At 74.3% G+C, this 13,803-nt stretch carries 10 protein-coding genes; 1 reads left to right on the top strand and 9 read right to left on the bottom strand.

The window, feature by feature from the left end:
- Window positions 1–380: 380 nt before the first annotated feature.
- Window positions 381–2,165 (top strand): Stk1 family PASTA domain-containing Ser/Thr kinase, encoded by a 1,785-nt coding sequence (locus OEIGOIKO_RS21025; RefSeq protein WP_125055345.1) that lies wholly within the window; start codon window positions 381–383, stop codon window positions 2,163–2,165.
- Between the two features lie 53 nt (window positions 2,166–2,218).
- Here OEIGOIKO_RS21025 and OEIGOIKO_RS21020 read toward each other — a convergent pair whose 3' ends face one another.
- The 9 genes from OEIGOIKO_RS21020 to pdhA form a co-directional block, all read right to left on the bottom strand.
- Complete coding sequence (locus OEIGOIKO_RS21020) at window positions 2,219–2,785, bottom strand: bacterial proteasome activator family protein (RefSeq protein ID WP_174857193.1); 567 nt, start codon at window positions 2,783–2,785, stop codon at window positions 2,219–2,221.
- Window positions 2,786–2,926: 141 nt separating this feature from the next.
- On the bottom strand, window positions 2,927–3,928 hold the full coding sequence (locus tag OEIGOIKO_RS43555) for a hypothetical protein (RefSeq protein WP_170251784.1): 1,002 nt from the start codon (window positions 3,926–3,928) through the stop codon (window positions 2,927–2,929).
- 130 nt (window positions 3,929–4,058) lie between these two features.
- Window positions 4,059–5,036, bottom strand: coding sequence for an NAD(P)H-quinone oxidoreductase (locus tag OEIGOIKO_RS21010; RefSeq protein WP_125055343.1), 978 nt, complete (start codon window positions 5,034–5,036; stop codon window positions 4,059–4,061).
- A gap of 80 nt (window positions 5,037–5,116) precedes the next feature.
- Complete coding sequence (locus OEIGOIKO_RS21005) at window positions 5,117–6,262, bottom strand: potassium channel family protein (protein WP_125055342.1); 1,146 nt, start codon at window positions 6,260–6,262, stop codon at window positions 5,117–5,119.
- The gene (locus tag OEIGOIKO_RS21000; protein WP_176602589.1) at window positions 6,259–8,211 is read right to left on the bottom strand and encodes a molybdopterin molybdotransferase MoeA; all 1,953 of its coding nucleotides are present in this window, start codon (window positions 8,209–8,211) and stop codon (window positions 6,259–6,261) included. Before OEIGOIKO_RS21000 ends, OEIGOIKO_RS21005 begins: the two co-directional genes overlap by 4 nt.
- 481 nt (window positions 8,212–8,692) lie before the next feature.
- On the bottom strand, window positions 8,693–9,763 hold the full coding sequence (locus tag OEIGOIKO_RS20995; protein WP_125055341.1) for an NTP transferase domain-containing protein: 1,071 nt from the start codon (window positions 9,761–9,763) through the stop codon (window positions 8,693–8,695).
- A gap of 45 nt (window positions 9,764–9,808) precedes the next feature.
- On the bottom strand, window positions 9,809–11,452 hold the full coding sequence (locus tag OEIGOIKO_RS20990) for a dihydrolipoamide acetyltransferase family protein (RefSeq protein ID WP_125055340.1): 1,644 nt from the start codon (window positions 11,450–11,452) through the stop codon (window positions 9,809–9,811).
- Window positions 11,452–12,486, bottom strand: a complete 1,035-nt coding sequence (locus OEIGOIKO_RS20985; protein WP_125055339.1) for an alpha-ketoacid dehydrogenase subunit beta — start codon at window positions 12,484–12,486, stop codon at window positions 11,452–11,454. Before OEIGOIKO_RS20985 ends, OEIGOIKO_RS20990 begins: the two co-directional genes overlap by 1 nt.
- The gene (gene pdhA / locus OEIGOIKO_RS20980; protein WP_125055338.1) at window positions 12,483–13,718 is read right to left on the bottom strand and encodes a pyruvate dehydrogenase (acetyl-transferring) E1 component subunit alpha; all 1,236 of its coding nucleotides are present in this window, start codon (window positions 13,716–13,718) and stop codon (window positions 12,483–12,485) included. Before pdhA ends, OEIGOIKO_RS20985 begins: the two co-directional genes overlap by 4 nt.
- Between the last annotated feature and the right edge of the window lie 85 nt (window positions 13,719–13,803).

Here is a 13,803-nt window from a genome sequence, read left to right as displayed (position 1 = left end):
CCTTCTACGGCCCCATTGTCGCAAGTTAACCCCGGGCGATCACCCGCCGACCGGCGCCCGGACGGGACGCGACCGTAATGGGATCTTGCGCATCCGGTCACGGAACGGGCACACAGCTTGACGTGTCCGCGCCCTGGGAGACACTGGGCTGGGATTCGGCCACGGTCCCGGCACAACCCATACTGATCTCGGCACGTCCGCAGGCGCACGTGCCGCGGGCCCACCACCTGCCGCAGGTGCCGGGGGCCCACCACGTTGAGTACCGTCTGTGCACGTCAACACGGAACACGGCGCCGCACGGACGGGCAAGGTATCGGCCACGAGGCGCGGCGCGCCGCAACACGTGCGCGGGAACAGCGCGCCGAGGGGGAAGCGGAACCATGAGCCAGGACGGCGCTCAGAACGGGTACGAGGGCCGTTCGGTCGGCGGGGGACGCTACCAGCTCCGTGATCTTCTGGGCGCCGGCGGCATGGCGTCCGTGCACCTCGCGTACGACAGCGTCCTGGACCGCGAGGTCGCGATCAAGACGCTGCACACCGAGCTCGGCCGCGAGCAGGCGTTCCGCGAGCGCTTCCGGCGCGAGGCCCAGTCCGTGGCGAAGCTCACGCACACGAACATCGTCTCGGTGTTCGACTCGGGCGAGGACACGCTGGACGGCGGCATGGTGCCGTACATCGTCATGGAGTACGTGGCGGGCCGGCCGCTCCGCTCCGACCTGGACGCCGACATCGCCCGGCACGGCGCGATGCCCACCGAGAAGGCCCTGAAGATCACCGCCGATGTGCTGGCCGCCCTGGAGGTCAGCCACGAGGTGGGCCTGGTCCACCGGGACATCAAGCCCGGCAACGTCATGCTGAACAAGCGCGGCGTCGTCAAGGTCATGGACTTCGGCATCGCCCGCGCCATGCAGTCCGGCGTCACCTCCATGACGCAGACCGGCATGGTCGTCGGCACCCCGCAGTACCTCTCGCCCGAGCAGGCCCTGGGCCGCGGCGTGGACGCCCGCTCCGACCTGTACTCGGTCGGCATCATGCTCTTCGAGCTGCTGACCGGCCGGCTCCCCTTCGACGCGGACTCCCCGCTGGCCATCGCGTACGCGCACGTCCAGGAGGAGCCGCCGGTCCCCTCCGGCATCAACCGCTCGCTGCCGCCCGCCGTGGACGCGCTGATCGCCCGCGCGCTGAAGAAGAACCCCAACGAGCGGTTCCCGACCGCCGAGGCGATGCGCGACGAGTGCCTGCGCGTCGCCGGGTCGGGCCAGTCCGGCGCCACGCCGCTGATCATCAGCGAGGGCCCGCGCGCCCGCACCAGCGGCGCCTCGGTGGCCTCCGCGGTCTTCCCGACCGCGTCCCCGAACGCCGCCGGGCCGCACACCCCGGTGCCGCCGAGCGTCCAGACGCCGTACCAGCCGACGCAGGCCGCGCCGCAGGCCGGACCGCGGATGGGTCCCGGGCCGTCGGCGGGTGGCGGGGCGGGGTTCGGGCCGTCGGCGCCGTCCACGCCGCCGCCGGTGAATGCTTACCCGGGGCCGGGGCCGGGGCCGATGGGAGCGTCGGGGCCTTTGGGGGCCTCGGGGCCGGTCCCGTCGCAGGGGCCGATCGGGGCGTCCGGGCCGATCCCGGCTCAAGGTCCGGCGCCGTTCAACAGCGGCTTCCAGACCCCGCCGCCGTACGCGGGCCCGTCGACCCCCGCCCCGGTCGGCCCGCGGCCGGGCGGCAACCGTCCCGGCGGCCGCGGCAACACCCCGGTGATCGTCGTCTCCGCCATCATCGGCGTGGTCGTGGTCACCGCGATCGCCATCGGCATCGGCCTGAGCGGCGGCAGCGACAACACGAACACGCGCCGCACCAGCCCGTACACCTACTCGCCGTCCCCCTCGGTCAAGCCCGAGGACCCGACGGCGACCATCTCCACCTCACGCTGCACCGACCCGGCCAAGAGCTACAGCCAGAAGGGCAAGATCTTCCTGCCGTCCTTCTACGGCAAGAACCTGACCTCGGTGAAGCAGTGCATGGACGCGGCCGGCTGGTCGTACGACATCTCCGAGCGCAGCAGCTCCATCTACGGCAAGAACACCGTCGTCAGCCAGTCCCCGACCACCCTGTGGGACCCCAAGGGCGGCGAGAAGATTCACCTGACCGTGTCCACGGGGCGCAGTTCGTAGGACCGGGCCGCTCCGGCCGACCGGCCGGCCGGAGCAGGGAAGGTTCGGGAGACTCAGAGATACGGGCCCGAGCGGGCGCCGCCCTGGCCGGGGTTGGGCTGCTCCATGTCGTCGGCCGGCACCGCACCGGGCGGCAGCGCGCGGCGCATCTGCTCCAACTGGGCGCGGGCCGCCATCTGCTGGGCGAACAGCGCGGTCTGGATGCCGTGGAACAGGCCTTCCAGCCAGCCGACCAACTGGGCCTGTGCGATCCGCAGTTCCGCGTCGGTGGGCACCGAGTCGTCGGTGAACGGCAGGGACAGCCGCTCCAGCTCCTCGACCAGCTCGGGCGCCAGGCCGTCCTCCAGCTCCTTGACCGAACTGGAGTGGATCTCCTTGAGGCGCACCCGGCTCGCCTCGTCCAGCGGCGCCGCCTTCACCTCTTCGAGAAGCTGCTTGATCATGCTGCCGATGCGCATGACCTTTGCGGGCTGTTCGACCATGTCCGTCACGGGAACCTCGCGGGACTCGTCGTCGCCGTCCCCGCCACCGGAGCCGGCGCTGCCGAGAGCCATTCCGTCCGGGCCGACCACCAGGACGTGCGGGCTCTCCTGCGACCGTTCGTTCATCGGCATATCCATGCCGCCATTCTCTCGTACAGCTGACTAGGAACGGTTGTGCCCTGGGAGAAAGATGATCCAACCTCTGGGGACGGGTGGGCTTTGGGGAAGGGTTCGGGAAGATCTTGAGGGCGGACTCTGGGGGGCGATTCGGGGCCGGGCTCAGGAGCGTCGCAGGCGCAGGGCGATGAAGCCGAGGCCGAGGCCGGTCAGCGCCATCCCGGCGCCCAGCGGCAGGACCCGGTGGACGCCGCCGCCCGGCCCGGAGTCGGCGTACGGGGCCCGGGACGCGGCGGAGGCGGCGCCGGGCACCGCGCCGGGAGCGTAGCGGGAGGGGCCGTGCGTCCGGGCGGCGGACGCCGTCGGAGCGGGGGCCTGGAGGGGCGGCAGGGGTACGTAGGGGCGATGCGCGAGCCGTCCGGCCAGATCACCCCGTCGGGTGGCCGTGGGGGCGGGAGAGGCCGTTCCAGGGCGTGGTGAGGTGGCAGCGGGGGACGGGGGACGGGACGCGCGGCCGTCCGGGGCGTCCGCACCGGCCGAGGGCGCGGCGTCCAGGGTGGACGGGTGCGGCTCCGAGGGCAGGGCCGGATGGGCGGGGCCGGGACCGGAACCGAACAGGGGGCCGAGGGGGACCGGGAGGAGGGGGCTCAGGGGGTTGGCCTCTTCGAGTTCGGTCAGGGGGTCGGGGGTGGAGTGGGGGTTGGTGTGGTGCGAGTTGGTGTTGGGGCGGTGGTTGGAGTGGGGGTTGGAATGGGAGTGGGGGTGAGGGGGCTGGTGATGGTTGTGGCCGGGGCTGCGGGTGGGAGCGGGGGCGGGGGTGCTCCGGGCCGTATCGGGGGTTCGGTTGTGGCCGGAGGTGTCGCCGCTGTCGGGAACGGCCTCCGCCGCCATGGCCGCTGCCGTCGCCACCGACGCGGCTGACGCGGCTGACGCGGTCGCGTGGGGCAGGGGCAGGGGCAGCAGCGCGGCGGTGCAGAGCAGCAGGCCGGAGGCGAGGAGGCGGCGGAACCGGCGGGGGCGGAAGCCGAACCGGCGGGGGCGGAAGCGGAACCGGTGCGAACGGAATCCGTGCGGGCGGAACCGGCGGGGACGGGGGCGGCACGGGCGCCGCCGCCGTCCCGGCGCCGCGGCCGCAGGTCCCGGGGTCACGCGTTCCGAAGTCACGCCCATGACCTCCCGGGCCTGCGGTTCGTCGCCTGATGTCCTCAGCGTCACACGGAGGGTGGTCAGCGGCATCTCGGACGTGTCGGGCGTACGGCCAGGAGATGACGGCGCGGCCCGGGAGGCGGTGGGCTCAGACCGTCAGGACGACCTTGCCCACGTGACTGCTCGCGTCCACGACCCGGTGGGCCTCGGCGGCCTCCGTGATCGGCAGCGTACGGTCCACGATCGGCTTGACCCGGCCGTTCTCGATCAGCGGCCAGACGTGTTCGCGTACCGCCGCCACGATCGACGCCTTCTCGGCCAGCGGACGCCCGCGCAGCGAGGTGGCGGTGACGGCGGCGCGCTTGGTGAGCAGCGCGCCGAGGTGCAGCTCGCCCTTGGCGCCGCCCTGGAGTCCGATGATCGCGAGCCGTCCGTTGGTGGCCAGCGCCTTGACGTTCGGGCCGAGGTACTTGGCGCCCATGATGTCCAGGATGACGTCCACGCCCTTGCCGTCGGTGGCCTTGCGCACCTCCTGGACGAAGTCCTGGTCCCGGTAGTTGACGAGGATGTCGGCGCCCAGTTCGGCGCAGCGGGCCAGCTTGTCGGCGCTGCCCGCGGTGACCGCGACCCGGGCGCCGACGGCCTTGGCGAGCTGGATCGCCATCGTGCCGATGCCGCTGGAGCCGCCGTGCACGAGCAGCGTCTCGCCCGGCCGCAGGTGGGCGATCATGAAGACGTTGGACCAGACGGTGCACGTCACCTCGGGCAGCGCCGCGGCGGCGGCCATGTCGAGGCCCTTCGGTACGGGCAGCAGCTGGCCCGCCGGGACGACGACCTGCTCCGCGTACCCGCCGCCCGCCAGCAGCGCGCACACCTCGTCGCCGACCGACCAGCCGCTGACCCCCGGGCCGAGGGCCTTGACGCGCCCGGCGCACTCCAGGCCGGGGTACGGGGGCGCGCCGGGCGGCGGGTCGTAGAAGCCCTGGCGCTGGAGGAGGTCGGCGCGGTTGACGGCCGTGGCCGCCACCTCGACCAGGACCTCCCCCTCGGACGGTTGCGGATCGGGCACCTCCGCCCATACGAGGGCGTCGGGACCGCCGGGTTCGGGAATGGTGATCGCACGCATGGCCGCGAGGCTACTCCGCCGCCCGGGACGGTGGCGGGACGCGGTGGGAGGCCGGGGCCCGGAAGCCGGACGGCACCGTCCTATTCGTCGCGGCGTACCGGCGTCATCGGGGACACCCCCGTACCGGGGATCATCGGCTTCACGCCGGGCTTGGTCGGGCCGTCCTGCTGTTCCGCGGACGCCGCCCGGACGATGGTGATCACCCGGTCGGCGGCCTGCAGCGGGCTGGCCGCCGGGTCGTCGTACCCGAGCAGCCGGTGCCCGCGCAGCACGGAGACGATCAGGTCGTCGGTCTCCCGTACGGACTTGCCGACCTCGGCCTTCACCACCGGGCGCTCGATCAGGTCCAGCCCGCTGCCCTGCTGGATCAGGTCCTCCAGGACCGTGCCGGCGCTGGGGCTGTGCACCGACAGGCCCAGCAGACGGCCGGCGGCGCTGGCCGAGGTGATGACCATGTCGGCGCCGGACTGGCGCAGCAGCGGCGCGTTCTCCTCCTCCCGTACGGCCGCGACGATGTTGGCCTTCTTGTTGAGCTGACGGGCGGTGAGCGAGACGAGGACGGCCGTGTCGTCGCGCTGGGTGGCGATGACGACCTGCCGGGCCCGCTGGATCTCGGCCCGTACGAGGACGTCGCTGCGGGTCGCGTCGCCGACCACGCCCGCGAAGCCCTCGGCCACCGCCGAGTCGATGACCTTGGGGCTCGGGTCGACGATGACGATGCGGTCGCGGGTCAGGCCCGTGGCGCGCAGGGTCTGGGCCGCGGACCGGCCCTTGGTGCCGAAGCCGACGATGACGGTGTGGTCGCGCAAGGCGTTTCTCCAGCGGTTCAGTTGCCACTGCTCGCGGGTGCGCTCGGTGAGGACTTCGAGCGTGGTGCCGACCAGGATGATCAGGAAGAGAACCCGGAGGGGCGTGATGAGCAGGATGTTCAGCAGCCGCGCGCCGTCTCCGTACGGGACGATGTCGCCGTAACCGGTGGTGGAGAGCGTGACGGTGGCGTAGTAGACGCAGTCGAGGAAGTCGACGGAGCCGTTGGCGTTGTCGTGGTACTCGTCGCGGTCGATCCAGACGATGGCCACCGTCGCGACGAGCACGAGCAGGGCCATCAGGAGCCGGCGCGCGACCTGGCGCAGCGGCGCCACCGGGGTGCGGCGGGGCAGCACGACGCGGTGACTGGACTCCTCGGGAATCTCACGCGCCGCGGCGTCGTGGGTGGGGAGCTTCACGCGGCGCCTCCGCCGGTCGGGTCGGTGGGGGCGGGAGGCGTCGAGCCGGGTGGGGTGGGGGCGGGAGGCGTCGAGCCGGGTGGGGTGGGGCTGGGGCCGGGTGGGGTGGCTTCCGGGCCGGAGGCCGGGGGCCGGGGTGCGGAAACGTTCGGGCGTGGGTCTGGGGTGGTGCCGGTTCCGGGCCGGTTCCTGGTGTCGGGTGTGTCGGGTGCGGCGAGTGTGGCGGACGAGGTGGTTGCGTCTGGTGCGGCGAACGGGGCGGATGTCTCGGGCGCCCATCCCGTCACCGCGTCCGCCGTCCCGTCGGCCGTCCAGGGCAGGTCGAGGAGTTCGACCTCGGCACCGCGTTCCGCGCCGCCGGGCGGTACGACGGCCATCGCGTCGGCCGCCGCGATGCCGCGCAGCATGGCGGGCCCGCTGAACCGCAGTGGTACGACCGCGCCTCCGTCGCCGTCCCCTTCCTCGGCCGCGCCCTCCCGGAAGGCGACCGGAACCAGCCGCGTGTCGTGCGGGTGGCCGGGCACGCCGGCGGTCAGCGGCGCCCGGTAGGAAGGCAGCCGGCGGCGGGCGGCGAGCGTACGCAGTACCGGTTCCGCCAGGGTGAGCAGGCCCGACACGGCGGCCAGGGGGTTGCCGGGCAGCCCGACGAGGAGACGGCCGGGGGTCGGACGGTGCGGGTGATCCGGGTGATCCGGGTGATCCGGGTGATCCGGGTGGCCCGGGTGGCCCGGTTGCTCCGGGTGGCCCAGGTGCTCCGGGTGGTCCGGGATGCGGGCGAGGAGCATGGGATGGCCGGGGCGTACGGCCACACCGTCGACCAGCACCTCCGCCCCGAGCCTGCGCAGCGTGGGATGCACATGGTCGACCGGCCCGGACGCCGTACCCCCGGTGGTGATCACCAGATCGGCCTCCGAGGACGCGAGGGCTTCGTACAACACCTCGGCGTCGTCCCCGAGATGGCGGGGCGGCCCGGCCTCCGCGCCCAGCGCGCGCAGCCAGGGGGTGATCATCGGGCCGAGCGCGTCCCGGATGCGGCCCTCGGCGGGCAGCCCGGAACTCAGCAACTCGTCACCGAGCACCAGCACTTCCACGCGCGGCCGGGCGTACGCGGCCAGCGCGTCGTACCCCGCGGCGGCGGCCAGACCCAGCACCGCCGGGGTCACCAGGGCACCGGCGGGCAGGAGTTGGTCGCCACGGCGGCACTCCTGTCCGCGCGGCCGGATGTCCTGGCCGTGCGGCACGGGCGCGGGCGCGTACAACTGCGCGTCTCCGGTGGACCGGACCCGTACCTCGCCGTGTTCGCTGCGCAGTACCGCCGTGGCGCCGGGCGGGATGCGCGCGCCCGTGGCGATCGGCACCGCGTCACCGTCGGCCACGCCTTCGGACGGCTCGTGACCTGCCAGGATGCCGTGCTCGCGCTCATCCGGGCGGGTACGGGCGGCGAGGTGCCAGGGGCCGGGCCCGGCCACCGCCCAGCCGTCCATCGCGGATGTGTCGAAGGACGGCAGGTCGGTGAGCGCGACCAGCGGCTCGGCGAGGGTACGGCCGAGCGCCGCACTGCCCAGCGGGCAGACGACTGGCGGCAGCGGGCCGTACGGCGCGCGGGCGGCGATCCTGCGGGCCGCGCGCCACGGGGTGGGCGCGGGGTGGTCGTGCCGGGTGCGTCGGCCGTGGTGGTCGGGGGTGTCGGGGCGGGGGTTGGGGTGTCGGGGGCAGGATTTGGCGTGTCGGGGGTTGGGGTGTCTGGGGTGGTGGGGGAACTGGAGCGCGCGGGGGCGCCAGAGCGACCGGGGGCGCCGGTGTCGGCCGCCGGTGCGGCCGGTGCCGGCGGGGCACGGTGGGCCGGGGGAGGCGTACGGGGTACGGGGGCGGACGGGGGGTCGGGAGCACTGCCGGGGGCGTGCGCGTGCGGCGGCTCGTGCGCTCCCGAGGGCGGGGCGGCGTCCCACGGTGTGTAGGGGCCACGGCGCGTGTCGTCGTCGAGCCCCGTACCGGCCGTCGGCGCTCTGCCGCTCCTGCCGGTCTCCCGGGTCGGCTCCCGCTCCTCGAAGATCCACGCATAGCCGTCGTCGAAGACCGGCGCGTAACGGTCGACGCCGGAGGCGGGCGCGGGAGCGGCACCGGAAGCGGGTGCGGCACCGGGAGCGGGCCCGTACCCGCCCCCGTGCCCGTATCCGTACCCGTTCCTGTTCCCGTACCCGTCACCGTGCTCCGGTGCCCGGCCGGAACCGGCACCGGCACCAGAACCGGCCCCCCGGTACCCCGGGCGCCCGTCGTCGTACCGGCTTCCCTCACGGCGCCCGTCGTCGTACCGGTCCGGCGCACGCTGAGCGTCGGCGTCGTGGCCGGGCGGCCGGTGGGCGTCGCGGCGTGGCATCTCGACCGGGCCGCCGTTGGCCAGCGCCAGCGCGTCGTCGAACTCCCCGTCGGTCATTCCGCCGGCTTCGCTTCCGGCTCACCCTCGGGTGCCGCCTCCGTGGTGACACCGGCCTTCCCGGCGCCCTCAGCGGTCCCAGTGCTCTCGGCCTTCCCGGCGCTCTCAGCGGTCCCAGTGCTCTCGGCCTTCCCGGCGCCCTCAGCGGTCCCGGCGCCCTCAACGGTCCCGGCGCCCTCAGCGGTCCCGGCGGCCTCGGGCGCCTCGGCGGTCCCGGCCCCCTCGGCCGCCCAGCGATTGGCCAGCGCGGCCGCCTTCTCCGCCAGGTCCGTCACGTCCCGGCCCTGCTGGGCGGCGGCGTAACCGACCAGGAACGTCGTCAGTGGCGCCGCCGGCCGGGCCACGCCGTGCGCGGCGTCGCGCGCGAGGTCGAGGAGGGCCGCCGTGTCGACATCGAGTTCGATGCCCAGTTCGGCCTTGGCTGCGGTGATCCATTCGTCCAACACGGTTCCATGCTCCCTGATGCGGGCGCGTGCCGCTTCGATGTCCTCCCAGGTGTCGCAGTCGAAGGACGCCGCGGCCGTCGGACCGGTCACCCGGCGCAGCGCCAGACGCCCCGACAGCACCCGCAAGGGCAGCCCGGCGAGCGCTCCGTGCTCGGCCCGTACGCCGTCCAGCGCACGGCGCAGCGGCTCCGCCCGGTATGCGGCGACCAGCGGCTGGTCCCGGCCTTCCGCGTCCCGGAGCAGCGCGCCGTCGGCACCGTCCGCCGCGGCCGCCGCGAGCAGCGCCCGTACGGTCACGCCGGTCAGGAACGGCAGGTCGGCGGAGAGCACGAGTACCACCGGCGCCGTGCTGTGCCGCAGCCCGGCGTCCAGCGCGGCCAGTGGCCCGCCGCCGGGCGGCTCCTCGCGGGCGTGCACGACCGGACGCGCGGTGGGCCTCTCGGGCCCGACGACGACCGCGGTCGCCGCGTCCGGACAGGCGTCGAGCACCCGGTCCAGCAACGGCCGTCCCCCGACGGACACCGCGGGCTTGTCCACCCCGCCGAGCCGCCGGGCAGCGCCCCCGGCCGGCACGACGACGTCGTACGGATGCTGGTCGTGCGCGGTCTGGTGGTCGGTCACCCTTTGAGTATCGCCGGGAGTGTCCCGATCACCGGACCGGCCCGCTCACAACGTGCGCAGCAAGACCGCCGGCCGCTCCACACAGTCCGCGACGAACCGCAGGAACCCGCCCGCCGTGCCTCCGTCGCACACCCGGTGGTCGAAGGTGAGCGACAGCTGCACGACCTGACGTACGGCCAACTCCCCCTCGTGGACCCACGGCTTCGCCGTTATTCGGCCCACACCCAGCATCGCCGCCTCGGGGTGGTTGATGATCGGCGTGGAGCCGTCGACGCCGAAGACTCCGTAGTTGTTGAGGGTGAAGGTGCCGTGGGTCAGCTCGGCCAGGCCGAGGGCACCGGTCCGCGCCGCCTCGGTCAGCCGGGCCATCTCGGCGGACAGCCCCTCGGCCGTACGGCGGTGCGCGTCCCGTACGACCGGCACCACCAGCCCGCGGTCGGTCTGCGCCGCGAAGCCCAGATGCACGGCGGGCAGCCGCACGATCTCGTTGGCCTCCAGGTCGACGGTGGCGTTGAGCTGCGGATACCGCGCGAGCGCCGCCGTACAGACACGGGCCAGCAGCGCGAGCAGCGACACCTTCGCTCCACCGGCCGCGTTCATGTCCCGCCGGGCGGCGAGCAGTTCCGTTGCGTCGGCGTCCACCCAGCAGGTCGCGTCGGGGATCTCCTGACGGCTGCGCCGGAACTTCTCCGCCGCGGCACCCCGCATGCCCCGCAGCGGTATGCGCTCGGCCTCCAGGGGAAGCCCCACGGACGCCACCCCGCCGCCTTCCGCACCGGCCGCACTCCCCGGCACGGCCGACGGCCGGCCCGCACCACCGCTGGCCCCGAGCCCGACACCGCCCCCGACGCCTCGCCCGACACCGGGCCGGGCCCCGGCCCCGATCCGGGCTCCGGCTCCGGCACCAGCCCCGGCTCCGGCTCCGGCTCCGGCCTCAGTCACGGTCCCGGTTCCGCCCTGGGCCCCGGCCGCCCGTGCCCGTACCGCCAGCTCCACATCCGTACGGAGAATCAGCCCTTCCGGCCCCGACCCGCGTATCTCCCGCAGGTCGAGCCCGTGCTCCCGTGCCAGCCGCCGGACGAGCGGGGAAATCACCGGCACCGGACCGTCCGCCGCACCACCCCGCCGCACGTCACCCGGCCCCGAACCCGCACTCCGCCCCGCACCCGTGACCTCACCCGGTCCCCCGGCCGACCCGGCACCCGCCTTCGGACGGACCCTCCGCCGACGCGCCGCCGCGGCACTCGTCCCGTACCCGACCAGCACATTCCCCGACGCCTCGGCCGCACCCGCACTCTCACCGGACCCGGTACTGCCACCGGCGCCCGCGCCACCACCAGCCTCATCAACCCCTCCCGCTTCCGCCCCCTTCCCACCAGCCGACCCCTGCCCAGCGGCCGGCGCCTGCCCAGGGGCCGGTGCCTCCCCGCCGCCCGCCGCCTGCGTCCCGACCGCCACCGTCAGCAGCGGCGACCCGACGGGCAGTTCCGCGCCCTCGTCCCCGAACCGCGCGGTGACCACACCCCCGTACGGGCACGGCACGTCCACCAGTGCCTTCGCGGTCTCCACCTCGACCACCGGCTGGTCGACGGCGACGACCTCGCCGACCTCGACCAGCCACCGCACCACCGTCGCCTCGGTCAGCCCCTCGCCGAGGTCGGGCAGCGTGAACTCACGGACCTCGGCCATCAGTCACCGCTCCCCTCGGTCCAGTCCGACTCCCACTGGAGCCGGCCGACGGTGTCCAGGATCCGGTCGACGCCCGGCAGGTGGTGGCGCTCCAGCATGGGCGGCGGATACGGGATGTCGAAGCCCGCGACCCGCAGCACCGGCGCCTCCAGGTGGTGGAAACAGCGCTCCGTGACGCGCGCGGCTATCTCCCCGCCGGGGCCGCCGAACCCGCTGGACTCGTGCACGACGACCGCGCGGCCCGTGCGCCGTACCGAGGCGCAGACCGTCTCGTCGTCGAAGGGCACCAGCGAGCGCAGGTCGAGGACCTCCAGGTCCCAGCCCTCCGCCGTGGCTGCTTCGGCCGCCTCCAGACAGACCGGCAGCGACGGTCCGTACGTGATCAGCGTGGCGCTGCGCCCGCGCCGCCGGATCTCCGCGCGGCCCAGTCCGGCCACCTGCTCCGGGGCGTCGGGAGACCAGTCGGCGCGCGACCAGTACAGCCGTTTCGGTTCGAGGAAGACCACCGGGTCGTCGGAGGCGATGGCCGCCCGCAGCAGCCCGTACGCGTCGGCGACCGTCGCCGGTGTGACGACCTGGAGCCCGGGGGTGGCGAGGTAGTACGCCTCGGAGGAGTCGCTGTGGTGCTCCACGCCGCCGATCCCGCCGCCGTACGGGACACGGATGGTCAGCGGCAGCGGCATGGCGCCCCGGGTGCGGTTGCGCATCCGGGCGACATGGCTGATCAGCTGCTCGAACCCGGGATAGGCGAAGGCGTCGAACTGCATCTCCACGACCGGCCGCAGCCCGTACATGGCCATACCGACCGCCGTACCGAGGATGCCCGCCTCGGCGAGCGGGGTGTCGCCGCAGCGCTCCTCGCCGAACTCCTTCGCCAGGCCGTCGGTGATCCGGAAGACCCCGCCCAGCTCCGCCACGTCCTCGCCCATCACATGGACGGACGGGTCGTCGGCCATCGCGTCGCGCAGCGCGCGGTTCAGCGCCTGCGCCATGCTGGCGGGCTTGCGCCCGGCCTCCGCCGCTGTCGCCGTCATGGCCGCTCCTCCCCAGCCGCGCCGCGCGCCGTCCCGCCGGCGGTGTCTCCTTCGACGGCCCCTTCGACGGCCCCTTCGGTGTCCTTCTCGGTGTCCGCGGCCTCGGCCTCCAGCTCGGCCCGCAGCTGCGCCGCCTGATCGCGCAACTGGGCGGTCTGCTCGGCGTAGACGTGCGCAAACAGGTCCATCGGGTCCAGGGCGGGGTCCTGGTTCATGTGGTCCCGGAGCGCGGCGGCCATCTCCTCGGCGCCGTCCCGGGTCCGCTGCACGAAGTCGTCGGTCAGCAGGCCCCGCTCGGTCAGTTCGCGCTCCACCAGGGCTATCGGATCGTGCTCACGCCACTCCTCGACCTCGGCCTCGGTGCGGTAGCGGGTGGCGTCGTCGGCGTTGGTGTGCGCCTCGATGCGGTACGTGAGCGCCTCTACGAGCGTCGGTCCCCCGCCCCGGCGCGCCCGCTCCACCGCCTCGCCGAGCACCTCGTGCAGCGCGGGCGCGTCGTTGCCGTCCACCAGACGGCCCGGCATCCCGTACCCGACGGCCTTGTGGGCGAGGGACGGCGCGGCGGTCTGCTTGGCGAGCGGAACGGAGATCGCGAACCCGTTGTTCTGGACGAGGAAGACCACCGGGGCCTGCCACACCGCGGCGAAGTTCAGCGCCTCGTGGAAGTCGCCCTCACTGGTGCCACCGTCGCCCACCAGGGCGAGCGCCACCACGTCGTCCCCCTTCAGGCGCGCGGCGTGCGCGAGGCCCACCGCGTGCGGGAGCTGGGTGGCGAGCGGGGTGCACAGCGGGGCGATGCGGTGCTCGTGCGGGTCGTACCCCGTGTGCCAGTCGCCCCGGAGGAGGGTGAGGGCCTGTACGGGATCGAGGCCGCGGGCCACGGCGGCGAGGGTGTCGCGGTAGCTGGGGAAGAGCCAGTCCTGCTCCTTGAGCACCCGTGCGGCGGCGACCTGGCACGCCTCCTGGCCGGTGGAGGACGGGTAGACCGCCAGCCTGCCCTGCCGCGTCAGAGCCGTGGCCTGGGCGTTGTACCGGCGGCCGCGCACCAGCTGCTCGTACAGGTCCGTCAGCAGTCCGGCATCGATCCGGCCGGCGGCGTCCGTGCCCAGCAGCCGGTACGGCTCCGCGTCGGGCAGGAGGGGCGCGGGGTCCACGCGGGGACGCCACGCGGGCGGCGGTGCGGGCCAGTAGCTCCCGCTCCTCCTGCTGCCGCGCTGCTCAAGAACCGTCATGACGAGCACCTCCTTGGACTTCGGAAAGAGTGGCGCGGAGCGCCTGGCGGGGGTCGGTGATGGACGACGGGCGGGTAGGGGAACG

It is taken from the genome of Streptomyces paromomycinus, assembly GCF_003865155.1.
In the GTDB taxonomy this organism is placed as follows: Bacteria; Actinomycetota; Actinomycetes; order Streptomycetales; family Streptomycetaceae; genus Streptomyces; species Streptomyces chrestomyceticus.
Note: the sequence above shows the minus strand (reverse complement) of the source record. Positions and strands in the feature narration are given on the sequence as shown.